Consider the following 24371-nt stretch of genomic DNA (forward strand, 5'->3'; position numbering starts at 1 on the left):
CGCATGCTCGTCATCATCCCGAAAGCTTAATAAAAAGAAGGTGCGCCGGCTTTCGCCGGCGCTTAATAAGGGGTTTAGTTGGTGCTCATTCGTTTTGCTGCAGACTCGACGTAGCTTGCCATCTCATCGACGTCGCAGACGTCTTCGAAGCGGACGGGCTTGGACTCGAGTTCGGCGAGCTGGGTCGGGGCGACCGTGTTGGTTGCCTGCTCGAGCACGCGCATAGCCTCAAAGTCGTCTTCGGGAACGTCGAGCCCCAGCGCGTCGCAGCAGGCGCGCGGGAACTTGTAGGGGCTGGCGGTCGAAAGCAGCACGCGGGCCTTGGCGCCCTCGGCGGGGGCGACCTTTTCAAAGACGTGATAGCCGCAAGCGGTGTGCGGGTCGATCACATAGCCGTTTGCATCCCAGCAGTTCTTGATGGCAGCGCGGACCTCGTCCTCGCTGGCCCAACCGCAGCCAAACACGCTCTGGATCTTTGCCAGCAGCTCGGCGGGCACCTCGTAGCGACCCGTCTGTGCCAGCTGCTCCATAAGGCCGGCTACGAGCTCGCAGTCGCCGTCGGATAAGAAGTAGAGCATGCGCTCCAGATTGGAGCTAATGAGAATGTCCATCGACGGCGAGATAGTCGTGAAGAACGGACGGTTGCGGTCGTAGACGCCGGTGGTCAGGAAGTCAGCGAGCACGTTGTTCTTGTCGCTCGCGACGATGAGCTTGGCGACGGGCAGACCCATGCGCTTGGCGTAGTAGCCGGCCAGGATATCGCCAAAGTTGCCAGTCGGCACGCAGAACTCAACGGCGTCGCCGGCCACAATGGCGCTGGCGCGCAGCAGCTGCGCATAGGCGGCAAAGTAGTAGACAACCTGCGGCACCAGGCGGCCGACGTTGATGGAGTTGGCGCTCGAAAGCACCGTGCCGGCGGCCTCCAAGCGCTCGGCAAGTTCCTTATCGGCAAAGATGCGCTTGACGGCACTCTGGGCGTCGTCGAAGTTACCGCGGATGCCGCAGACGGCGACGTTATCGCCCTCCTGTGTGGACATCTGCAGATTCTGCACGCGGCTGACTTTGCCTTCGGGATAAAAGACGGTGATGCCCGTCCCCGGAGCGTCGGCAAAACCGGCGAGTGCGGCCTTGCCGGTGTCGCCCGACGTGGCGGTGACGATCATGATGCGCTCGGCGCCGCCGTCCTTGGCGGAAGTGCGGGCCATGAGGCGGGGGAGCATCTGCAAGGCGACGTCCTTGAAGGCGCTTGTGGGGCCGCCAAAGAGCTCCATCACATAGGTCTGAGGGACGTCAGCGCCCGGTGCGGCGTCGAGTTTGACGAGCGGCGTGACCTCTTCGCTCGCGAACGTGCCGCGGTATGCCTCATTCACACAGGCCGAAATTTCTTCGGTCGTGTAATCATTCAGTAACATTCCCAACACATCTTGAGCGATTTCAAAGTACGATTTATCTGCAAGCGAGCTGATATCGACCTGCTGGGTGCCGAGCTCGTCCGAGACAAACAAACCCCCGTCGGGAGCGATGCCGGTACGGATTGCCACCTTACTTGAGCACGATAAAGTGCGTCCTCGTGTACTATGATAAGTTCCCATATAACACTGCTCCTCGGATGCCTTGGTCCCAATCGGTGAAACCATGGTATCAGAGCGCGCAAAATAGGTTCGCAGAGGCTTTTTAGAAAGGTAACCTCCAGCCCATGATTAAGATTGCCAAGTTTGGCGGCTCGTCGGTCGCCGACGCCGAACACTTTAAGAAGATCAAGGCCATCGTCGATGCCGATCCGGCCCGCCGTTTTGTGGTGGTTTCTGCCTGCGGTCGCCGTTTTAAGGGCGACACCAAGGTGACCGATCTGCTCTACTTGGTCAACGCGCACGTCAAGTACCACGTGTCGTGCGAGGAGCTGCTCGAGGACATCGGCCAGCGCTATTTTGATATCGCTGACGAGCTGGGGCTCACCTATCCCATCCGCGAAGAGTTTGCGGCCTTTGCCGAGCGTGCTCGCTCCGGTGGCTACTCTACTGAGGAGCTCGTAAGCCGCGGCGAGTACTTTACCGCTCGCCTGATGGCCGAGTACCTGGGCCTGCCGTTCCTGGATGCCGCGACGGTCGTGGCGTTCCATCATGACGGTACGCTCAGCATGAACCGCACCGCCGAGCTGGTGCAGGAGTACGGCCAGCAGGGCGGCTTTGTTATGCCCGGTTTCTACGGCGCGACGCGTGAGGGGCAGATCAAGCTGCTCGACCGTGGCGGCGGCGATATTTCCGGCTCGATTCTGGCCAAGTGCCTTGGTGCCGACCTGTACGAGAACTGGACCGACGTTTCGGGCTTCTATTCTGCCGATCCGCGTATTGTTCCCGAGGCTCAGCCCATTGCGCGCGTTACCTACGAGGAGCTGCGCGAGCTTTCGTACATGGGTGCAAGCGTCCTGCACGAGGAGGCCGTGTTCCCCGTGCGCGAGGCAGGCATTCCGCTGGTCATCAAGAACACCAATGCGCCGCAGGACCCCGGCACCATCATTAGCGAGACGGCTGACGAGGGTGAGGCGGAGCCTATCATTACCGGCGTGACCGGCAAGCGCGGCTTTGTCGCCATCAACGTTGCCCGCGACCGCACCAAGCCCCGTGTCGGCTTTATGCGTCGTGCACTTTCGGTGTTCGAACGCTATGACGTTTCCGTCGAGCATATGCCCACCGGCGTCGACCGCTTTGGCGCCGTGGTGCAGGAGCAGGATGTGCACGACTCGCTGTACTCGCTCGTGGGCGACATTCAGCAGGAGGTCGAGCCGCTCGAGATCGAGGTTGTCGAGGGTTTGGCGCTCATCGCGACCGTCGGCCGTAACCTTCGCGGCCGCGCAGGTATCTCGGGCCATCTGTTTGGCATGCTTGGTCAGGCCGGCGTGAGCGTACGTATGATTTCGCAGAGCTGCGACGAGATCAACATCATTATCGGCGTAGAGGAGAAGGACTTCGACCTGGCGATTCGGACCATTTACCGCGCCTTCTCCGACGAGAACGGCATTGTGAAGGTCTCCGACCTGGAGGCTCCCGTGCCGGTCGATCCCGCTCCGGCCGCGCTCCACAAGTAGCTGCTATCCCAGTAGATTTTTGGGACTTGCTTCAAAAACTACGGCGGGGCGTTTCGTTTCGGTTTCGTTTCGACGGGGCGGGTTTCGTGCCCGCCCTGTTCTTGTATACACTGGCAACAATAATCGGCCTGCTCGGCGTGCGGGCAAAAGCCACAGCCTTTAAAGGGGGAAGCATGAAACAGTACACGGTTGCTATTTTGGGCGCGACGGGAGCCGTGGGCACCCAGATGCTCGAGTGCCTCAACGAGCAGGAGTTTCCGGTCGGCAAGCTCAAGCTGCTAGCGAGCGCGCGCTCTGCGGGCAAGACCGTCGAGTTCCGCGGCGAGCAGGTTGTGATTGAGGAGGCTTGCCCCGAGGCCTTTGAGGGCTGCGACATCGTGCTCGGCGCCGCCGGCGACGATATTGCGAAGGAGCTACTGCCCGAGGCCGTCAAGCGCGGCGCCGTCGTGGTCGACAACAGTCACGCCTTCCGCATGGATCCCGAGGTGCCGCTGGTCGTGCCCGAGATCAATGCCGACGACATCAAGTGGCATCACGGCCTTATCGCCAATCCCAACTGCGCGACCATCATCGGCCTGGTTCCCACGTGGCCGCTGCACCAGCTTGCTGGCGTGAAGCGTATGATCGTGTCCACGTATCAGGCAGCTTCGGGCGCTGGCGCTCCCGGTATGGCCGAGCTCGAGGCTCAGCTTGCCGCCCTGGGCCGTGGCGAGGAGATTCCCGAGCCGCGCGCGTTTGCCGCCCAGCTGGCGAGCAACCTGATTCCGCAGATCGGCGGTGTCAAGGAGGAAGGCTTTACCTCCGAGGAGATGAAGCTGCAAAACGAGGGCCGCAAGATCATGCATCTGCCCGAGCTGCGCGTGAACTGCACCTGTGTGCGCGTGCCCGTGCTGCGCTCGCACTCCGAGAGCATTACGCTCGAGTTCGAGCGTGACATCACGGTTGAGGAGGCTCGTGCTGCGCTGGCTGCCGCTCCCGGCGTCAAGCTGGTTGACGACATGAGCGCCGAGGATGCGCACGATCGCTTCCCCATGCCGATGGACACCTCCGACCAGGACCTGATTTGGGTCGGTCGCGTACGCCGCGACATCTCGAACCCCGAGGCCGCACGTGGCATTACCTTCTGGTGCTGCGGCGACCAAATCCGTAAGGGCGCGGCAACCAACGCCGTCCAGATCGCTAAGCTGCTCTGCGAGTAGCGGTGGACCTGTCCGGCGGGGGCCGGGCTTGGTTTTCAGAACGTCCTCGACCATGTGTGGCGCCTTGTCCTGCTCCTTCGGAGCTGCGGACAAGGCGCCACACTGGTCTGCGGAATGTTCTGAAAACCAAGCCCGGCCCCCGCCTGCGGTGACTCGGCTGCGAGCGGCCTGCGATGGGGCCGTTGCTGGTTGGGGCCGCTGGGCTGATGTGGGGGCACGTGGTTGTTGCGGGCCCTAGTCCCGGCGGCGGCCTCGGCGCTTCGCGCCTGCTGCCTGGGGTGACTTTGGGCTTGGTGCGAATTGAGGTCTAATACTTTTCCCGTGAAGTGAACGACCTTATTTGGACCCCCGAAGCATTGGCATTTTTTGATTGCTATGTCCTGCGGTTTTGCAGCGCGAATCCTGCGGTTTTGCGGTCTAAAGGTGTGGATGCTCCGGGACTTCGTTTTTACTCGTTCACTTCTCGGGAAAGTATTAGAGCTCGGCTGACAGGGGTACCGCTCTGGTGTCGATGCCCTGCGTCTTTTTCGCTTGATTAGGGAAAACAGTCTCGCTTAAGTAATTGCGAGCCCGCCCAGACGTATCTGCGGGGTTGTCTGTACAATTCGCGGTATTATGTTGCGGAGTTTTGAAGGGAGCCGCTGGTGGTCACGACGACGTTTGCTTCGCCTTTGGGCGAAATCTTGCTTGCCGCTGATGGCCGCGGTCTGACGGGGCTTTGGTTTGAGGGGCAGGAGCACTTTGGTTCCACGCTTCTTAAAGAAAGCGCCGAATACGTTGAGGGCACCGATGCAGTTTCGGGTGCCGGGGGCATGCAGACGGTAAATCCGGCCAATGGCGCGGCTTCTTCGGTGCTAGAGCGTTCTTGGGCTTGGCTCAACGCCTATTTTGCGGGGCAGGAGCCTCGGTTTACGCCGCCGTTGCATTTGATTGGCACGGCGTTTCAGCGTGAGGTTTGGTTTGAGCTACTTTCAATTCCGCGTGGCGAGGTCGCTACGTATGGCGAGATCGCCCAGCGTGTTGCGGCTCGACATCGTGTGCCGGGAAATGAAGCGCCCGTTGTATCTCCTCGCGCGGTGGGGGCTGCGGTCGCTCGCAACCCTATTTCGATTATCGTGCCGTGCCATCGCGTGGTCGCGGCCGACGGATCGCTCAACGGATACGCCGGTGGACTGGATCGCAAGGAGTGGCTGCTGCGCCTCGAGGGTGCCTATCTATAAGCTGCAGGCGGCCGCAACGCCCATGCGGCAAGCGCGCTCGCTGTACGGGCGTTGTTTGCAGGGCGAGATGTGAAGCCGCCCGTTCCTTAAGTCCGACTAAGCTATAACCTTGCTTTTTTAAATATGCTCATCGACCTGCTAAGGCAGCACTAAGGCGAGTGCGGGTGCGCTATTATCGGCGCTCACGGAGCGCTTGGTGTTCTTGGCATGCATGGACGAGGGCTCGGCGGGCTTTACCATGGCGTCGATCGATCTTTCGGAGGCGGTGAACAAGGCGGCGGCGCCGTTTAAGTCGGTGGTGGTCTCAGGCGGTAAGCGCCTGTCGACGTCGATTGCGACCGGCGTGCGGACCCATGCCGATGCCGCGGCGGTGGCGCAGGTGGTTGAGTTGCTACTGGACAACGCCACGCGCTATGCGAGCGAGGGCAGCGTGATTGAGCTGAGCCTGTGCGCCGTTTCGCACGGCAAAGGCAAGGGCGCCGCCGAGCTTGTCGTATCGAACGCCGTGGACGAGCTGCCCGAGGGCGACCTGGACCGATTGTTCGATCGCTTCTATCGTGCGGATGCGTCGCGCAGCTCCAAGACGGGTGGCTCGGGCGTGGGCCTGTCCGTGGTGCGTGCCATCGCCGAGGCCCATGGAGGCGCCGCCACCGTATCCGGTCACGGCAACCAGATCACCTTCACCGTTTGCCTTTAAAACCTGCCAAAAAGGAACAGGTTTATTTTGGCAGGTTTTATCTGGGGAAACGTCCGCAGGAGAGGGCATGGGCGGTGTGAACATATGCATCTCTACCTGCTAAAATATAGGCATCGTTATTCGGCTCCTGAGTGGAAAGGAGACGGTCATGCAGTACGAGATCGGCGGAGGGGCTTTCCCGGTTGTTACATGCAACCTTAGCGATGGCGAATCCATGATCACCGAAAGCGGCGCCATGGCTTGGATGACCCCCAACATGGAAATGTCTACCTCGGGCGGTGGCATCGGCAAGATGTTCTCCAAGGCTTTTTCGGGTGAGGCATTGTTCCAAAACATTTGGACCGCGCGTGGCGATGGCATGATCGCGTTTGGCTCCTGCTTCCCCGGCCGCATCGTGCCAATCGAGATCGGTCCGGGCAAGAGCTGGATTTTGCAGAAGCGTTCGTTCCTTGCCGCGGAAAGTGGCGTCGAGTTGAGCATTCACTTTAACAAGAAGACAAAGGCCGGCGTCTTTGGCGGCGAGGGCTTTATCATGCAGAAGCTCACGGGCTCGGGTGTTGCTTTTGCCGAGATCGACGGCGACCTGGTTGAGTACGAGCTCGCTGCTGGCCAGCAGATGATTGTGGATACCGGCAACGTGGCCGGCTTTGAGGAGACCGTGAGCATCGACGCTCAAATGGTCAAGGGCGTCAAAAACATCATGTTTGGTGGCGAGGGCGTGTTCAACACCGTGCTCACCGGTCCCGGTCGCATCTGGTTGCAGACGATGCCCATTTCCAATCTTGCGGCAGCAGTGGCCTCGATGACCAACAACAATAACTAGTCCGCATAGGATAGCGCGCGGCGGGCTTACCCTGTCGCGCGCTTTTTTGCTGGCAAACGCCTCGCTTATAGAGTGTGGCTGCGCTGCTACAGCGAGCGTCGTCATCTCGTCACCCTGATAGCTTGCGGCAAGCGTGGCAATGAGGAGTGAGAATTTGAGTGCTCAGTCCCAAGGCATAATGGCGGCCATGCCAACAAGCAAAAACGAGTTGCCGGTGTCACGGAAAGGCAGGCGTCGGTCGATTCCACGTGAGACGGCTGTGCCGATCTGCACGGCCGCCCCTGCGCGTCCCGCGCTGCCCCCAAAGAGGTACGTTTCCCCATATAAAACCTGCCAAAATAAACCTGTCTCTTTTTGATAGGTGCGAAATGGGTAATACTAAAGAGTTATCCGACCAGATGGGAACCGATCGATGGCCTATATCGAATTTAAAGACGTCATCAAAGCATACGGCGAGGGCGATGCCCGCATTCACGCGCTCGACGGCGCGAGCTTTACCGTTGAGCGTGGCGAGCTTGCCATTATCTTGGGCGCTTCGGGCGCCGGTAAAACCACGGCGCTCAACATTCTGGGTGGCATGGATACGGCGACTTCCGGCACCGTGACGGTGGACGGGCGCGATGTGAGCTCCGCTAACGAGGCGCAGCTCGTGGAATACCGCCGCGCCGACGTCGGCTTTGTCTTCCAGTTCTACAATCTGGTCCCCAACCTGACGGCGCTCGAAAATGTTGAGCTTGCGGCGCAAATCTGCCCCGATTCGCTCGATGCCGAGCAAACGCTTTGCCAGGTTGGCCTGGGCGACCGCCTTGCTAACTTCCCCGCGCAGCTATCGGGCGGCGAGCAGCAGCGTGTGTCCATTGCCCGCGCGCTGGCCAAAAACCCCAAGCTGCTTCTATGCGACGAGCCCACGGGCGCCCTCGACTACAAAACCGGCAAGCAGATCTTGCAGCTGCTGCAGGACACCTGTCGCAAGCAGGGCATTACGGTCATTATCATCACCCACAACTCTGCGCTGGCGCCCATGGCCGATCGCCTGATCCGCTTTAAGAGCGGCCGCGTGGAGAGCGAGACGGTCCAGCAAAATCCCGTGTCTATCGAGACAATCGAGTGGTAGCGCCCATGGACCAGGACCGCCAAAACAGCCAAAACCACGATACGGAGCACGCGGGCCGCGACCGGGAGTTCGCGACCTACCGTACCGCCCAAAGCTCAAACGATATGGTGCCGACGGTATTTCGCCGTGGCATCTACCGCACAATCCGCGGCAGTCTTAAGCGCTTCCTATCTATCGTGGTCATCACCGCGCTCGGCGTGAGCGTGATGTGCGGCCTCAAGGCGGGTTGCGAGGATCTGTGCGATTCGGTCGACGCCTACTTCGACCAGCAAAATGTCTATGACATTAACGTGCAGTCGACCTATGGCCTGACTGACGATGATCTCGACGCCATCCAAGAGGTCGATGGCGTCGAAACGGCCGAGGGCATCTACGCCGAGACCGCCTACACCGCCGTGGGCACAACGCGCGAGCGCGTGGTCGTGCAAAGTCTCTCCAAGGAGAACATCGATCAGCCGGTGCTCGTGAACGGCGATTTGCCCGAGAGCGCCGATGAAGTCGCGGTGACTTCGAAGTTCCTGAAGGCTTCGGGCAAAAAGCTCGGCGATACGGTGAGTTTTGCCGCCAATGACGCGAGCTCGTCGAACCAAAGCGCCAAGGATCAGTTTGCCGCGGGCGATTACACCATTACGGCCGAGGTCCTCGATCCCACTGATGTGAGCTCCGACTCGACAGTCAACGCCTTTCGCGCTGCTTCGGCGGCGGACTATAAGTTCTATGTGAGCGAGGACGCCGCGACGTCGTCGTCCTATTCCGCAGTCCACGTAGTCGTCGAAGGAGCCAAGAGCCTCAACTCCTATTCGGATGCCTACGCGGCAAAGATCAACAAGGTCAAGGGCAATATAGAGAAGATCCGCGAGGAGCGTGAGAAGGCGCGCGCTCAGGAGCTGACAGTCGACACGCCGGCAAGCTTGGATGCGGCCGAGCGCCAGGCGAATATGCTCTTTGGGATTGAGCAGGACAACATCAATCGCATGGCCCAAGGCAGCGAGGAACGCGTCCAGGCTCAGGCCGACCTGGATCAGCGCCGCGCCGCCGCCGACCAGCAGTTTGCCGATGCCCGCGCCGAGCTTTCCGATTTGGGTGAATGCACGTGGTACATCCAGGACCGCGACAATATCGCAAGCTACTCAAGCGTGGAGAGCGATAGCTCGTCAATTGAGGCTATTGCGACGGTGTTCCCGTTCATCTTCTTTATCGTCGCCGTGCTCATCAGCCTCACCACCGCCACGCGTATGGTCGAGGAGGAGCGCACGCTCATTGGCCTGTACAAGGCGCTCGGCTACTCGCGCGAGCGCATCCTGTCCAAATACGTGGACTATGCGCTGTGGGCGTGCCTGATTGGCGGCGTGCTCGGCAATATCATCGGCTTTGTGGGCCTGCCGCTGTTCCTGTTTACGGTGTTCGACGACATGTACTCGCTGCCCCAGATGCTGCTTTCGTACGACATCGTGTCCTCGATCGTCTCGGTGGCGCTGTTTGCCGTGGGCGTGGTGGGCGCCACAATTATCGCCTGCCGCCACGAGATGGCCGAGACCCCGGCCTCGCTCATGCGCCCCAAGGCCCCGCGCGCCGGCTCGCGCATCCTACTTGAGCGCATCGGCTTTATCTGGCGCCGCATGGGCTTTTTGAACAAGGTGGCTGCGCGCAACCTGTTCCGTTACAAAAAGCGTGCCTTTATGACCATCTTTGGCATCGCGGGTTGCACCGCGCTTGTGATCTGCGGTATGGGTATTCGCGATACGTCGGTGGCGCTTTCGCCCAAACAGTACGGGCATATCACGCGTTATGACTTGCTGGCGGTCGCCAACCCCGATGACTTTACGCAGACGTGCGCGGCGTTGGATGAGCGCAGCGCGGCCAATGATTCCAACGTGACCGTGACTTCGACGCTGCCGATTATGACCGACAACGTCACCTTTACGTTTGGCGGCAAGAGCGAGACCGTGCAGCTGATCGTGGTGCCCGATGACCGCACGAACGACCTGGACGACTATGTGCGCCTCGAGGACGAGTCCAAAGAGCCGCTGTCTTTGCGTGACGGAGACGTGTATCTGAGTAAGAGTTCACAGCTGGTGCTGGGGATTCAGCCGGGCGATACGGCATACGTCCAGGATTCGTCGCTCAATGTTGCCAAGGTCAAAGTCAGTGACATTTCGCTTAACTATCTTGGCAACACGCTTTACATGACGCAGGGCACCTATGAGCGCGCGTTCGGTCGAAGCGCACGCCTCAACGGCGTCTTTGTGCTGCTTAAGGGCTCGTCGGCCGACCAGATTGCGTTTAGCAAGAAGCTTAAGAGCGACGGTTGGCTCACCATCTCGAGCACGGCCGAACATTGGCAGAACTACGAGGCGAACTTTGCGATCATCAATTCGGTCGTGGTGCTCGTGACTTTTATGGCGGCATGCCTGTCGTTTGTGGTGGTGTTTACGCTGTCCAACACGAATATCTCCGAGCGCGAACGCGAGCTGGCGACCATCAAGGTGCTGGGCTTCCGCCGTGGCGAGGTGCACCATTACGTCAACAAGGAGACGTTGATCCTCACGGCAATTGGCGCCGCGCTGGGCGTGCCACTGGGCGGCTTGCTGGCCGAGAGTTTTACGTATATTTTGCAGATGCCGTCGCTGTACTTTGACGTCGAAGTCGAGCCGCTAAGCTACGTGCTCGCCGTGGTGCTTTCCTTTGGCTTTACGTTTATCGTCAACCTAGCCACCAATCGTACCCTCAACAAGATCGACATGGTCGGCGCCCTCAAGAGCGCCGAGTGACCTGCCAAAAAGGGACAGGTTTATTTTGGCAGGTTTTATCTGCGCAAACGCCGGACAACCATTAGGTGGCCCGGCGTTTGCCCCGTTTTGCTGGGGATGTCTGTCGTTCAGTGCTCTTACTGGCCAATCCAGTGTTGCGCATAGCTCTTAATGTCCTCGGTAAAACCGTCAAGGTCGTCAAGGGTGATCACGCTGTCGATAAGCAAATTGGCTATCTCGCGGTGCATTGTGCTGCGGCGAATGTCGTTTGCAATTACGCCTGAGGACAGCTTGTCTCTATTGAGGCGCTCTTCTAGTGCCCAAAATCTACTGGACGCTTCACTGTCGCCGTTCAGTATCTCAACATACTGGCCGATGAGCTTTTCCATATAACGTTCTTGCCATTGAGGAAGCATTTTCTTAAACAGCTTCCAGTCGCTTTCGGCTACGTCGCGCATATGTCCTCCGCTCGTTAAACGGGCTTTTCCATTTGCCTTTCATTCTATTTGGTTTTCGCTCACAGGCGTGGATGAAGGGCTTTCTCCAGCCTTCGAGATTGGGCTTGAATAGGTCGTATGCCGCAAAACGGGCCTATCTACTACGTTTGCTACCACACCCTCGACCATGACAAAGATTATGAAATTAAAACCGCAGGTAGAGGGCTTGCAAATATTCGGAAAAGGCGGGTATGGTCGGCCCTCTCGAGTTAAACGTAGTAAATAGGCCCTTTTCTTGGCGCGTGGTCAGCTCAATGCTAATCTCCGTGCCGGAACTGACCCAGTTGTTTGTAGGTTGCGGTGATATACGGACTGTTTGGCGCTTTGGAGCTTCAAAACAGTCCCTATCTCACCGCAACTTAGGAGAAGGGCGGGGGTGGTTGGGTGCTGGTGGGTCGGAGCGTGTTAGGCCTGTTTGCGGTGCTTCCATTGTTTGCGGCACCAGCGCATGAGCGCCTTTATGACGGGAATCGTGATGAGGATGATCCATGCAGGATGGGGCTGTCCCAAACAGAGCCACATGTAGAGGAACCAAGCGATGGCGGCTGCCGGGTAGATGGCCTCGATCAGCTTAGACAGGTGGCGCCGATCGATGAAGTCACCAATCGCGTAGTAGACGGGAACCAGAAAGACGAGGAAAAGCCCCATGCCCCATGTGCCGTAGACAATGCCGAGCACCAGATAGGCGAGAGTGACAAGTGCGGGGAAGGGGAATTTGTTCCATGCACGTCCGACCTTGGTGTGGAAATGCTTGCCATGATGGTCGAGCTTGTCGTGTGCTTCCTTCCAGCTGGAAAACGTCTCGCCGTCGATGGTGACGGTGCCATCGTCATTGGTATGCACGCTATGTCCATCGTCCTCAAGCGTATCGATATACAATCCGTCTGGCCCCACATGGACCTCTTCACCCTTGCGCTCGTTAGCCACATGGATGCCATTCCAACCAACATGGACCTCTTCGCCTTTGTTGGGATCAATAACGTGGATGCCGCGCGCGAGGGAAATATCGACAAGTGGCTTATCGCTGCAATCAGCGTGCTCAGCAGAAGCCTCAGCCTCATCTGAAGCTTTGGTGCCGGCGTTGCTGTTCCGTGCCTCATCATCAGTCTGCGAGTCATCAGTGCTATCCACCGCCTCCCCATACAGCAGCTCATCCAGCGACACGCCATACAGCGCGGCGAGCGCAATAAGGTTATCGGTATCGGGCGAAGATTCGCTGCGCTCCCATTTACTGACAGCCTGACGACTCACGCCCAGCTGGGCGGCAAGCGCCTCCTGAGAAAGCCCGGCAGCCTTGCGGCGATCAACGAGCCGCTGTGCCATCGCAAGATCCATAGCAGTTCCTTTCATGTGGTGATCGTAATCGAATGAGCCGAGTATGCCGAGAACAACCGGTGGCGACCACCATTTCTAGTTAGAATCTGCCCCAACCCTACCGCAACTACCAGTAGCAACCCTCATGACCAGCAATTTCATGACAAATGTCAGCGCACCTAACGGCTAAGAGCCCCATCATTCCAAATCCTCCAGACCAGGCATCCGCAGCAAGAAGACGAATAGCCTCGGCGAGTATGTAAACGAAGGGCCCTCCGACCCCGCCCGACGATTTCGATTGGCGACCTTTGACGGAGTCAAGGGAGGAGCCAAATCGAAATACGTCGGGCGGGGTCGGAGGGCCCGATGGGGTGGTTCCAGCCGAGGCTATTCGTCGCCGAAGCTGATGCCCAACGCCTTGGCCTCGCGCACCAGGTCGCTCTGGGGGTCGACATACTTGAGCTTACCGGCGACCTCCTCGAGCGGCATGTGGCACATCTTGCCGTCACGCAGGGCGATCATGTGGCCAAACTCGCCGCGCAGGCAGCCAAGCGCGGCCTCGACGCCGCACTGGGTCGCAAAGATGCGATCCTGGGCATCGGGCTGGCCGCCGCGCTGCGTGTGGCCGGGGATGGCGACGCGGGTCTCGCGACCGGTCTTGGCCTCAATCTCCTTGGCGATGTCGTAGACGATCGACGGGCTCGTGCGCTCGGCAAGCTTCTTCTTGTATTCCTTCTTGGACAGCGCCGCGTCCTCCTTGGAGATAGCGCCCTCGGCGACGGCCACGATGGTAAAGCGGCTGCCGGTCTCCATGCGATGCTCGATGGTCTTGATGACGTTGTCCATGTCGTAGGGGATCTCGGGAATCAGGATGACGTCCGCGCCGCCCGCGACGCCGGCGTACAGCGGGATCCAGCCAACCTTGTGGCCCATGATCTCGATAACGAACACGCGGCCGTGACTCGAGGCGGTGGTGTGGATGTCGTCGATGCACTTGGTAGCGACGTCGATGGCGCTCGTAAAGCCAAACGTCAGCTCGGTGCCCCAGGTGTCGTTATCGATGGTCTTGGGCAGGGCGATAACGTTGAGGCCCTCTTCGCGCAGGCGGTTAGCGGTCTTGGTGGAGCCGTTGCCGCCCAGCATAAACAGGCAGTCGAGCTGCAGCTTATGATAGGTGTGGACCATAGCGGGCACCTTCTCGACGCCATCGGCCTCGGGAACATCCAGGCGCTTGAACGGCGTACGGCTCGTGCCCAGGATGGTGCCGCCGCGGGTGAGGATGCCGCTAAAATCGGCGGGCGACATGACGCGGAACCTGCTGTAGATAAGGCCCTGGTAGCCGTCCTCAAAACCATAGATCTCGATAGGCTCTTCGCTATTGGTCATGAGCGTTTTGACAATGCCGCGCATGGTGGCGTTGAGCGCCTGGCAGTCGCCGCCACTGGTAAGAAGACCGATCCTGAGCATGATGAATCCTTCCGGGCAAGTTATAACATGCGCATAAGTTTACCCCCGCACACTGTTGATACGGGGGTAAAACGTGTTAGCTCAAGCGTATAGAAATGTAAGCAACGTCAGGGAACGTAAGGCCGACGGGCCTGGCTCCTTACAGTGCGAAGGCATCGACGTTGCCCCAGTGGCGGCGCAGCGTGATGGCGGCAGCGGGCTCGGTGTTGTCGAAGACGACCGACCACTGCGTGTTGCTGGTGATGTCTTCCGGATTGGGCTCTTGCGTCGCAGCGCGCAGGGCCTTCCAAGCGACTGCCTCGTCTTGGGCACCGACATGGGCGTCGAGGACATCGGCGATTGCGATGACGCGTTCCTTGCCATGGCCCAGCTCGCCATTCTTTTGGTTGGGCAGCACTTCGTCGCCATAGCAGGCGTAGAAGTTCGTAACCTGGCGTACAGGAGTCGCTTTGAAAGCGCGGTCCGGATCGCGCGGATCCCACTCTACTACGCGCGCGTCACCGGCGGCGTCGTTGATAAAGAAGTGGTAATCGCGTCCGGCCATGGCGTGCATGTCGTAGGCAGAAAGCAGGTTGACGGCCTCTTGCGTGGTGGCGGCACGGTCGAGCACCAGACGGATGGCGAGCGAGGTATTGATGACGGGGCGTTGCGTGTCCTGGTCACAGGGTTTGGAATCCAGGGTGAGCACGGCAATGGACACGCCACATTCGTTAACACCGTCGAGCTGGGCAAACGGGCCCATCAACGCCGCAGCGCGTCCGCCGACGGAGTCAAGCGGAGTGTTATCGCCCAGGTTGTTAAGGGCCGCAACGCCGATGGAGGCATAGCCGCCGCGCGGGTGATTACGCACCAGCAGCGCCGAGGTGTCGTCCTTAAAGTCGTAATTACGACCGGTGCGCACGCGGCCTTCGGCATCTACGGCGACAAAAGCGCTGCAGGCAAACTGGGGCGCCTGGACATGTGCCGGCACACCGGGCAGCACCTGCGCCACCACGGCATCGATGTAGGCCTGGTCGTCGCGCACACCAGCGGCGATGATGCGATCAAGATCGTAGTCGTAGGCGATGTCGATTGCGTACAGGTCATAGCCATCCGCGTAGCCGGTCAAGCGTTTGAGTGACGCGGCGGACTTGATTTGTTTGTGATAAACGATGCCGGTGGCAGCGGCAAGGCCGACGGCGACTCCCGCGACACCGCAGGCGATGGCAATGTTACGTGGCTTCATGACGGCTCCTTTCGTCCTGTTAGCGTAATTGTCGCAAAAGGAGTGCGGACATGATGGCTTAACTTGGCGAGCGGCGCGGGATTAAACATGGAATGAAAGGCACGGCACTGGCGTGGCGGGGTATGCTGGAGGAGACCATCAACCCAGTGAAAGGGGAGAGCATGACGGATCAGGAAACGCCCGAGAGCGCGCACGTGACGGCCGACGATATCGAGGCCGCCAACGATCTCATCGACTTTATCGAGGCGTGCCCCAGCATGTTCCATACGGCGGCGACCATTATGGCCGAGCTCGACGAGGCGGGCTTTACCTACCTGCCCGAGAATGCGGCGTGGGATATCGAACCGGGCGGGCGTTATTACACGCAGCGCAACACCTCGAGCGTTGTTGCCTTTAAGGTGGGCGAGGACCTGGCTGCTACGTGGGGCGAGGACGGCGTTGCCGGCGACTACCATTTTCAGCTGACGGCGTCGCACAGCGACTCGCCGACGTTTAAGGTTAAGGCCGTGCCCGAGCTCGACGGCGCGGGCGAGACGCTGCGCCTGAACACCGAGGCCTACGGCGGCATGATCGACTACACCTGGTTCGACCGCCCGCTGGCGCTCGCGGGCCGCGTGTTGGTGCGCGAGGGCGACCGTATTGAGAGCCGCCTGCTCGCCACCGAGCGCGAGGTCGCTATCATTCCGAGCCTTGCTATCCATATGAACCGCGGCGTTAACGAGGGCTTTGCTCCCAATCGCGCCGTCGACCTGTGCCCGCTCATCAGCGCTGGCGAACTCAAGCAGGGAGATTTTGACGCCCTGATCGCCGACGAGTTGGACGTTGAGCCCGAGCAAATTTTGGGCCGCGACCTGTTCCTGGTCAATCGTCAGGATGCGCGCATTTGGGGCTGGGCCGACGAGTTTATCTCGACGCCCAAGCTCGACGACCTGGCCTGCGCCTACACCTCGCTGCAGGCATTTTTGGGTGCTGAGAACGCGCACGACGTTTCGGTCTTCTGCTGCTTTGATAACGAGGAAGTTGGCTCCGAGACCAAGCAGGGAGCGATGTCGACGTTCTTGGCCGATGCGCTGCGCCGCATTAACGGATCGCTGGGCTTTGACGACGAGTCGTACCACCGTGCGCTTGCCGCTTCGATGCTCGTGAGCTGCGACAACGCGCATGCCGTGCACCCCAACCACGCCGAGAAGTGCGACGCCCGCAACCAGGTTGTGCTCAACGGCGGCATCGTCATCAAGGAGGCCGCCAACCAGCACTACTGCACCGATGCCTTTAGTCGCGCGGTGTTCCAGGCCATCTGCGATGACGCTGACGTACCCACGCAGGCCTTCGCCAACAAGAGCGATATGGCCGGCGGCTCCACCCTGGGCAACCTGTCGAACATGCAGGCGAGCATGCACGCCGTGGATGTGGGCCTGCCGCAGCTTGCCATGCACTCGAGCTACGAGACCGGCGGCGTGCGCGACGTGATGTACGCCATCCGCGCCCTCACCGCCTTCTACGAGCGCGACCTAACCATCAACGGAGCCGAAAGCGTGGAGCTCTAAACCTGCCAAAAAGGGACAGGTTTATTTTGGCAGGTTTTATCTGGGCAGATGCTGCAACGCCAACAGCTGGACGGAGTTGTTAAGACACCGCTGGTCGGGCAAACGTCAGCGAGCGACGTCCAGAGCGAACAAGTTGGCATGAAAAAAGGCGAGGCATTGACCTTCTGGTCATGCCTCGCCTTTTGAATGACAAATTGTCGTTCTGGACGTTGCGCAGCGTCGGCCGGTCCGCCGTTCGTAAGAACGGCGGAACCCTAATGTTCGATCCAGCAACGCAGGGTCTCGCCGGCTTGCAGGTGACGCAGGTTCTCCGCGGCGATATCGACCACGTTGTTGAGCGTGGCTGTCAGGTGGAACCAACCGGAGACGTGAGGCGTGATGAGCATGTTGGGCGCATCCCACAGGGGGCTTGTCTCAGGCAGCGGCTCGGGGTCGGTGACGTCGACTGCGGCACCGGCAAGGTGTCCGGACTCAAGAGCGGCAACCAGATCGTCGGCAACAACAAGGTCACCGCGGCCGCCGTTGGCAAAGAAGGAGCCCGGCTTCATCGCGGCGAAGAACTCGGCGTTCGCCAGACCGCGGGTCTCGGGCGTGCTCGGCATAAAGGATGCGACGATGTCGGCCTCCGCCAGGCGCTCGGGCAGGGCGTCCATGCTGTCCATGTCCTCAAATACAATGGGGTAGACGAGCGGATGACGCTTGATGCCGCGGACGTGCGCACCCATGCTGCGGCAGAGCGTGGCAAAGTGGCCGCCGATATCGCCCGCGCCCAGCACCAGCACGTTGGCATTTTTGAGCGAGGTGACCGGGCCCAAGTCCTCCCAGCGATGTTCGCGCTGCAGGTCCTGGTAGCCGGGCAGGCGCTTCATCATTGACAGCACCATGGCAAACATGTGCTCGCTCACGGCCTGGCCGTAGGCGCCCACCGAGCAAGACAGCTTGGCGTCAGCCGGCACGGTGCCGGCAGCAAGGTAGTCGTCATAGCCCGCGGTCTGCAGCTGCAGTAGCTGGAGGTGCTCGCATGCGGTAAGCAGGGCAGGGTCTATGTTGCCCAAGATCACGTCGGCGTTGGCGACTTGTTCATGCGTGATGGCGTCGGCGCTCGTATAGATAAAGTTCTCGCCCGGAGCGCTCGACTCAAGAATTGCGCGATGGCGGTCGTTGACGGGCAACAAAACCAAGATGTTCACAAGCAGACCTCTCCGTTCAACCTGCCAAAAAGGGACAGGTTTATTTTGGCAGGTTTTATCAGGCAAAACGTTCAAACGAAACGCCGGATGCATGGACGGTCGCAAGTCCATGCATCCGGCGTCCGTGCGGCTACCAGCTCAGCAACTCGTAGCCGTCCTCGGTCACCACGAGCTGTACCTCGCACTGGGCCGAATCGCTACCGTCCTTGGTGCGCACACACCAACCGTCACCCTTGCTAATCTTGATGTCGGGCGCTCCGGCGTTGACCATGGGCTCGATGGTAAAGACCATGCCCGGGGCCATGATGGTGTCCACGTCGGGCGCCTCGGTGGTAAAGCCCACAAACGGGTCCTCGTGGAACTCCTTGCCAATGCCGTGTCCGCCGTACTCGCGCACCACGCTAAAGCCGGCGTCCTCTACCGTCTTTTGCACAGCCTCGGCCATAACAGAGAGCGGCAGCCACGGCTTGACGGCGGCCAGGCCCGCTTCCACGCTGGCGCGGGTCACGTCGACCAGGCGCTGGCGCTCGGCCGAGACCTCGCCGATGCAGAACATGCGGCTCGAATCACTAAAGTAACCGTCCAAGATCGTGGAGCAGTCTACGTTGATGATGTCGCCCTCGTGCAGCACATCCGCATCGCAGGGGATACCGTGGCAGACGACGTCGTTGATCGAGGTGCACACGCTCTTGGGATAGCCCTCGTAGTTAAGGTCGGCCGGCGTGCCACCGTGCTCGACGGTGTAGTCGTAGATCATCTGGTCGATCTGGTTGGTGGTCATGCCTGCGGCGATATGCTCGCCCACATAATCGAGCACGCCCACGTTGATGGCGGCCGAACGCTTAATGCCTTCGATATCGGCGGGCGTTTTGTAGAGTGTGCGGGGCAGAACCTCCCAGCCCTCTTCCCACAAGCGCTCGAGGCGCTCGTCGAAGGCGCTATGGCATTTCTTATATTTTTTGCCGCTGCCGCACCAGCAAGCGTCGTTGCGGCCGGGCACGGGTCCATTGTCAAACATGGCTAACTTCCTTTCATTCGCAGCTAGTATAGCCCACCCACGCGTCCATAAAAGTTGCGGTGATATAGTTCCGATTTAAGCGGTTTAACAGCACAAATAGGAACTATATCACCGCAACTGATGGGGCGGGATGGCGGGCACTAGCTGCTGCGTGGTTTTGCTAGTAGCTCACCTGGCAGGGAATGCCGAGGGCTTGGACGCGCGCGGCAATGGCGTCGAGCACCTCGGGCGCCGCTTTAGCAAGGCCGGCGACCGGTGTCTCGCGCGCCACCGTGTAGATGGTCGCTTCTTGCGGGCGAATGCGCTCAAGCGCCGCGAGCCAGGGGGCAACGTACTCCTCGCCGGTGTTGTCGATGAGCTTGCCCTGATACTCGCCGGTCAAAAAGATCGTCTGGATAATAACGTGACCGTCAAAGCTCGCGAACGTCTCGATCTGGTGCTCGACGTCGTAGGGGCCGACAGGCTGATCGAGCAGCTGGATAAACGCCGGGTCGACCGTATCGAGCTTAAGAATGTTGTCGTCGACCATCATGAGCGCATCGTGTACCTGGGGACGGTCGGCGCGCGTGCCGTTGGAGAGCACAGCAATCTTGGTGCTTGGGGCAAGTTCGTCGCGCAGTGCGACGGCACCGGCGATGGCCTGCGGAAACTCCGGCGCGGCGGTGGGCTCGCCGTTGCCTGCGAAGGTGATCACATCGGGGAGCTCGCCCTCGGCTGCCATCTCGCGCAGCTTTGCCTCGAGCGTGTCGAGCACCACGGCAGCCGTGTTATACGGCTCGTGGCAGGGGCGCTCGGCGTTGAGGCCGTTTTCGCAGTAAATGCAGTCGAACGTGCAGATTTTGCCGCTGGCCGGCATCATGTTGACGCCGAGCGAGAGACCAAGGCGGCGGCTGCGCACCGGTCCAAAGATGGGGCTGGCATTCAAAAACGTAGACATAGACATATGCTCCTCAAGACAATTGTGCCTAAGCATAGCATCGGCTCCGAAGCAAGGTGCGGGCTCTTGCTTTACAAGTATCGTTTTTGCACGTCGCTCATTATGCCGTGCCATGAAAAGCCTCAGGTCGGGTACAGTTAATCTGTTAACAAAGCGTAAAGCAATGCGGGTCTATCCAACCGTACTGACGGGCAACTGGATGGGCATTGACGATGGGAACACAGTATGGATTTTACGGTTGAGAATGCGGGCACCACGATCGCCTGTCGCGAGTATGCCGGCCCGGTTGTATCGTCCGATACGCCCGCCTTGGTGTGCGTGCACGGCGCCTGCGTCGATGGCACATTTTTTGACGGCATCGCCCGCGAGCTCGCCTGTGACTACCGCGTCATTGCCTACGACCGCCGCGGTTGCGGCGAGAGCGGCGACGCTGCAGACGGACGCTACGACCTCGCCGCGCAGGCTGCCGACCTGCAGGCCGTTATCGAGCATATTGGCGCTCCGGCAAACGTGCTCGCGCACAGTGCCGGTACGCTGGTGACGCTGGAGCTCCTCCGTGCAAACCCTGCCATAATCTCGCGTGCGATTCTGCATGAACCCTCCGTGACAAACGAGGGTGCCGGCCTGGGCGCGGCCCCGGTTTTGCTCGAGATGATCGCCGCGGGAAAGGTCTCGAGGGCATTACGGGCCTTCCTGGGCGCCATCGGCGATTCGGACCCTGAGGCTCCCAAGTTAACCGAGGCAGAAGCCAAGCATGCCCTGCGCAACGGCCGCAGTTTCATGGCAAACGAATACGAGACCACTATGACCTACGTTCCCGATTGGAATCGCGCCCGCGCATCGAAAACGGTGGCCGCCGTATTCCTGGGCGAGCTCTCGATTGGCACGCCCCGCGAGGCGGGCACGAGGACAGCAGCTGAGCTTTTGGACTGCCCGCTCGTAACGGTTCCCGGCGCGCACAACGGGCTGCGCGATCGCCCGACAGCGACCGCCCAGGCTGTCCGCGGCATCTTGGGGCTCTAGCGGCCGAATCATCAAACGGGCTTCTTTCGTAGACGTTTCGGCTGTGTTAACAAAGGTGCTCAAAACCCAACGTCTGCGGCTTCAACCCTACCGTCTGCCAACTCATGAAAAAGAAACGGTATTCACGTGTGTACCTGCATCGACAAGGTGCTACCCTTGTAACATTTGGCACCCACTGCTACCAAGCAAAACTACTGAAAGGGCCCCCTATGCTCAATAATCACGAGGCCAATCTAACCGACGAGGAGGCTGCCGCCGAGGTCGCCCGTGTCGCGAAGACCTACCCCGTGGTACGTTTGCTGTCTGTCGATCAGATTAAGGGCGATCCTAACTGCCTGCTCGCCGGCGATCGGTGCCCTTGTCTGCGTCAGTCGAGCCTTGAGGCCTTGACAGATTCCGATGAGGTGTCGGAGCAACTGCTCAACGATGGCGTTGAGTACCGCGCCCATCTGCGCCCCCTGAAGGTCGAGGGCGAGCCTCATGTCCTGCTGATGGTGCGTCCGATCGATGAGCAAGAGGCTGCAGAAGAGGACCTTGTCTACACCGATGTGCTGACGAGTGTGCACAATCGCCGGTATTACGAGGAAAAGCTTCGCGGCGCCCGTATGAATGCCGGCGTTGCGATGATCGACCTTGATGATTTTAGGGTCTTCAACGATACGTGTGGCCGTCATGCCGGCGACCTTGCGCTCGGTGCTGTGGCGACAGCCATACGCAGCGGAATTCGTTCGACTGACGAGCTTGTGCGCTATGGCTGCGACAAGTTTGTGGTTGTCATGCCCAATATTCCCTCCGATGACTTCGCCCGTCGCCTGCATCAGGTGTCCGATGCCGTTCGTGCCACGATTATTCCGGGCCATGAGTACATGAGCTTGACGGCATGTGTTGGTGGCGTTCGCATTCATGGCGAGACGGTCGATGAGGGCGTTGGCCGCGCTGTCCAGTTATTGAGCCGCGCTAAGGCAAAAGCCGGTACGGTCGTGACCGATGCCGATTCCATCGAGGCCTTCCAAAGCGAAAAGCCTTTGGTGCTTATTGTCGATGACTCCGAGATGAACCGAGTCATTCTCAACGAGATGCTCAGGGACGAGTGCTGCATCCTCGAGGCCGATAACGGTCGTACGGCGCTCGACATGGTCGACCGCTATGGCGATGAGTTGTCGCTCGTGCTGCTGGACATTGTCATGCCGGGCATAAGCGGCTTTGAGGTGCTGGCCGATCTGTCGCGCCGAACGGGTATCGACAATCTGCCTGTCATCATGATCTCGAGCGAAGATTCCGATGATATGGTGCTGCGCGCGTATGAGCTGGGCGCCTCGGACTATATCAACCGCCCGTTTGACTCCCGTGTCGTGCGCCGCCGTGTAAGCAACACCATCCGCCTATACGCCAAACAGCGCCGTCTGACGAGCCTGCTGTCCCAGCAGTACAACGAGCGTGTCAAGAACAGTCGCATGCTCATCGACATCATGGCCGGTGTCATGGAGCTTCGCAATGGCGAGAGCGGCAGGCACGTTACGAATATCGAGAAGCTGACCGAGCTGCTGCTTGGCTGCCTGGTCCAGCGTAGTGACAATATCTTCCTCGACAATGAGGAACGCTCCACGATTGCTCTGGCTTCGGCGCTGCACGATATCGGCAAGATGTCGATTGACGATGCGATTCTCAACAAGCCCGGGCGCCTCACGTCCGAGGAATTCGAGATTATGAAGACGCATACCACGATCGGCGCCGACATGCTGCTCGAACTGGGCCGCCATCACGCCGGCAATGCGCTTATGGAATATGCGTACCAGATTGCGCGCTGGCACCACGAGCGTTGGGATGGCAGGGGTTATCCCGACGGCCTTAAGGGCGACGATATCCCCATCGCCGCGCAGGTGGTTTCGGTGGCCGACGTGTACGATGCGCTGACGAGCGTGCGCGTGTACAAGGATGCTATCCCGCACGAGGAAGCGATCCAGATGATCCTGGACGGTAAGTGCGGTACCTTTAACCCGCTGCTGCTCGACTGCCTGCTCGAGGTGCAAGACCAAATTGCCGAGACGTTGGCACGCCCCGCTGACGTCGTCGCGTTTCCCACGATTTAGTTTGACAAAAGGAGTTTTAACCCATGATTTCCATGCGTGAGGCGTATGAGAAGATTGGCGCCAATTATGATGACGCGTGCGCTCGGCTGATGGGCGATGAGATGCTTGCCCGCTTTGCCCTCAAGTTTTTGGATGACGAGAGCATGGACAAACTGGAGGCCGCCATGGCGGCAGGAGACGCCGAGAGTGCGTTTATGGCAGCGCACACGCTCAAGGGCGTGAGCCAGAACCTGGGATTCAACAATCTCTACGAGCCGGCGGTCGTGGTGACCGAGGCGCTGCGCGGCGCCGATGCCGTTGACGGCGCTCGCGAGGGAATGCATGCGCTGCAGCAGCAATATGCAGCTACGATGTCGGCCCTGCGCGAGGCGGCTGAATAAGAGGCTGTGAGCCTTGATGACTATGAGAGTGGATAATCTCCCGTTTTAGGCCCGGTGGCGGCCTCAAAGTGGGAGATTATCCACTCTCGTTCGATACGTGTCCAAAAATCCACTCTCACCCCTTCTGATTAGTGAATGGGCTATGCGCACTGGCGGGGCTTTCCGCATGCAATCCATATCGTTGTTCGATAAACTATTCGGATAACGATAGATTCGATGAGGGTGAGTGTATGTCCAACAGCGTTCAGCGTATGGCCAAGGCGGGCGAGACTGTAAGGAAGCTTGGCTTTTGCATGGCGGTCGTTTTTGCGGGAATGCTCGTCGCTTTTGCCGCGTTGGTTGTTTACGTGATCTGGTATGCGGTTGCAAACGTTGTTTCTGTCGATTCTTTCGGTGTCGTGACGCTTCTCGATGGCGGGAGCATCGTTATCCCAAGCGGGCTGTGCCTGGCACTCGTCGTGGGTGTTTCGCTTTTCGTTTTGTGCGGAATCAGCCATAACATCTCTCGGGGCGTCTCGCCCTTTACCAAGACGCATGTGCGGCTTATCCGTGTTCTCGCGCTTGCCTTTGCTGTTAACGCCGCGGTTTCGCTTGTTGGTGCCTATGGATCGGTCAATCTCACCATTGGCGGACTGGAGCTTTACATCGTGCCTCATTCCTTCGTTATTGAGATTTGCCAAGGCGCTACCTTTGATGCGGGGTCGTTTATCGGCGCAGTTGTCTGTCTGTTTATCTCGGCGATCTGGAGTTATGCCTCGCTGCTCCAAGAGCAGTCTGACGAGCTTGTGTAGGAGG

Annotated in this window: 20 protein-coding genes and 1 pseudogene; 12 read left to right on the forward strand and 9 right to left on the reverse strand. The window is 59.6% G+C overall.

What is annotated here, in order from left to right; all coding sequences use genetic code 11:
* Positions 1–74 precede the first annotated feature (74 nt).
* Entirely contained in the window at positions 75–1592 is a 1518-nt protein-coding gene (gene thrC / locus DXD39_RS00930; RefSeq protein ID WP_117802863.1) for a threonine synthase, read from the reverse strand.
* A 104-nt stretch (positions 1593–1696) separates the two neighbouring features.
* On the opposite strand from thrC, the gene DXD39_RS00935 reads away from it, so the two are divergent.
* The 5 genes from DXD39_RS00935 to DXD39_RS00955 all read left to right on the forward strand — a co-directional run bounded on the left by DXD39_RS00935 (position 1697) and on the right by DXD39_RS00955 (position 7024).
* Entirely contained in the window at positions 1697–3085 is a 1389-nt protein-coding gene (locus tag DXD39_RS00935; RefSeq protein WP_099432166.1) for an aspartate kinase, read from the forward strand.
* 173 nt (positions 3086–3258) lie between these two features.
* Complete coding sequence (locus DXD39_RS00940) at positions 3259–4284, forward strand: aspartate-semialdehyde dehydrogenase (protein ID WP_089572346.1); 1026 nt, start codon at positions 3259–3261, stop codon at positions 4282–4284.
* A gap of 644 nt (positions 4285–4928) precedes the next feature.
* Positions 4929–5504, forward strand: coding sequence for a methylated-DNA--[protein]-cysteine S-methyltransferase (locus DXD39_RS00945; RefSeq protein WP_233508860.1), 576 nt, complete (start codon positions 4929–4931; stop codon positions 5502–5504).
* Positions 5505–5700: 196 nt separating this feature from the next.
* Positions 5701–6201 carry an ATP-binding protein gene (locus DXD39_RS00950; RefSeq protein WP_117758369.1) on the forward strand — a complete coding sequence of 167 codons (501 nt, stop codon included), beginning with the start codon at positions 5701–5703 and terminating at the stop codon, positions 6199–6201.
* Between the two features lie 148 nt (positions 6202–6349).
* A complete protein-coding gene (locus tag DXD39_RS00955) occupies positions 6350–7024 on the forward strand; it encodes a TIGR00266 family protein (protein ID WP_117802864.1) in 675 nt (224 codons plus the stop codon).
* 162 nt (positions 7025–7186) lie between these two features.
* Here DXD39_RS00955 and DXD39_RS10395 read toward each other — a convergent pair.
* Positions 7187–7327: pseudogene (locus DXD39_RS10395) on the reverse strand (hypothetical protein); the annotation flags it as partial.
* A 109-nt stretch (positions 7328–7436) separates the two neighbouring features.
* Here DXD39_RS10395 and DXD39_RS00965 point away from each other — a divergent pair.
* On the forward strand, positions 7437–8138 hold the full coding sequence (locus tag DXD39_RS00965; RefSeq protein WP_117758371.1) for an ABC transporter ATP-binding protein: 702 nt from the start codon (positions 7437–7439) through the stop codon (positions 8136–8138).
* A gap of 5 nt (positions 8139–8143) precedes the next feature.
* Positions 8144–10909, forward strand: coding sequence for an FtsX-like permease family protein (locus DXD39_RS00970; RefSeq protein WP_233508859.1), 2766 nt, complete (start codon positions 8144–8146; stop codon positions 10907–10909).
* A gap of 116 nt (positions 10910–11025) precedes the next feature.
* Here DXD39_RS00970 and DXD39_RS00975 read toward each other — a convergent pair whose 3' ends face one another.
* From DXD39_RS00975 to DXD39_RS00990, 4 genes are all read right to left on the reverse strand, one after another.
* Positions 11026–11346 carry a multidrug transporter gene (locus DXD39_RS00975; RefSeq protein WP_117635687.1) on the reverse strand — a complete coding sequence of 107 codons (321 nt, stop codon included), beginning with the start codon at positions 11344–11346 and terminating at the stop codon, positions 11026–11028.
* Between the two features lie 444 nt (positions 11347–11790).
* A complete protein-coding gene (locus tag DXD39_RS00980; protein WP_117802865.1) occupies positions 11791–12720 on the reverse strand; it encodes a helix-turn-helix domain-containing protein in 930 nt (309 codons plus the stop codon).
* Between the two features lie 366 nt (positions 12721–13086).
* The gene (locus DXD39_RS00985) at positions 13087–14166 is read right to left on the reverse strand and encodes a 6-phosphofructokinase (protein WP_117802866.1); all 1080 of its coding nucleotides are present in this window, start codon (positions 14164–14166) and stop codon (positions 13087–13089) included.
* Between the two features lie 139 nt (positions 14167–14305).
* Entirely contained in the window at positions 14306–15391 is a 1086-nt protein-coding gene (locus DXD39_RS00990) for a carcinine hydrolase/isopenicillin-N N-acyltransferase family protein (RefSeq protein ID WP_117802867.1), read from the reverse strand.
* 161 nt (positions 15392–15552) lie between these two features.
* Between DXD39_RS00990 and DXD39_RS00995 the strand changes: the two genes are divergently transcribed.
* Entirely contained in the window at positions 15553–16938 is a 1386-nt protein-coding gene (locus tag DXD39_RS00995; RefSeq protein ID WP_199572111.1) for a M18 family aminopeptidase, read from the forward strand.
* A gap of 254 nt (positions 16939–17192) precedes the next feature.
* Here DXD39_RS00995 and DXD39_RS01000 read toward each other — a convergent pair whose 3' ends face one another.
* The 3 genes from DXD39_RS01000 to DXD39_RS01010 all read right to left on the reverse strand — a co-directional run bounded on the left by DXD39_RS01000 (position 17193) and on the right by DXD39_RS01010 (position 20083).
* Positions 17193–18128 (reverse strand): D-2-hydroxyacid dehydrogenase, encoded by a 936-nt coding sequence (locus tag DXD39_RS01000; RefSeq protein WP_117802868.1) that lies wholly within the window; start codon positions 18126–18128, stop codon positions 17193–17195.
* A gap of 130 nt (positions 18129–18258) precedes the next feature.
* Positions 18259–19146 (reverse strand): type I methionyl aminopeptidase, encoded by an 888-nt coding sequence (gene map / locus DXD39_RS01005; protein ID WP_022094665.1) that lies wholly within the window; start codon positions 19144–19146, stop codon positions 18259–18261.
* 160 nt (positions 19147–19306) lie between these two features.
* Entirely contained in the window at positions 19307–20083 is a 777-nt protein-coding gene (locus DXD39_RS01010; protein ID WP_117802869.1) for a radical SAM protein, read from the reverse strand.
* Between the two features lie 225 nt (positions 20084–20308).
* On the opposite strand from DXD39_RS01010, the gene DXD39_RS01015 reads away from it, so the two are divergent.
* From DXD39_RS01015 to DXD39_RS01030, 4 genes are all read left to right on the forward strand, one after another.
* A complete protein-coding gene (locus tag DXD39_RS01015) occupies positions 20309–21106 on the forward strand; it encodes an alpha/beta fold hydrolase (protein ID WP_117802870.1) in 798 nt (265 codons plus the stop codon).
* A 209-nt stretch (positions 21107–21315) separates the two neighbouring features.
* Positions 21316–23196: a diguanylate cyclase gene (locus tag DXD39_RS01020; RefSeq protein ID WP_117802871.1), complete on the forward strand. Its 1881-nt coding sequence runs from the start codon at positions 21316–21318 to the stop codon at positions 23194–23196.
* 23 nt (positions 23197–23219) lie between these two features.
* Positions 23220–23576 (forward strand): Hpt domain-containing protein, encoded by a 357-nt coding sequence (locus DXD39_RS01025; RefSeq protein ID WP_117802872.1) that lies wholly within the window; start codon positions 23220–23222, stop codon positions 23574–23576.
* A gap of 230 nt (positions 23577–23806) precedes the next feature.
* Positions 23807–24367 (forward strand): hypothetical protein, encoded by a 561-nt coding sequence (locus DXD39_RS01030; protein ID WP_117802873.1) that lies wholly within the window; start codon positions 23807–23809, stop codon positions 24365–24367.
* The last annotated feature ends 4 nt before the right edge of the window (positions 24368–24371 follow it).

The organism is Collinsella sp. TM04-29 (genome assembly GCF_003466565.1).
Taxonomy (GTDB): Bacteria; Actinomycetota; Coriobacteriia; order Coriobacteriales; family Coriobacteriaceae; genus Collinsella.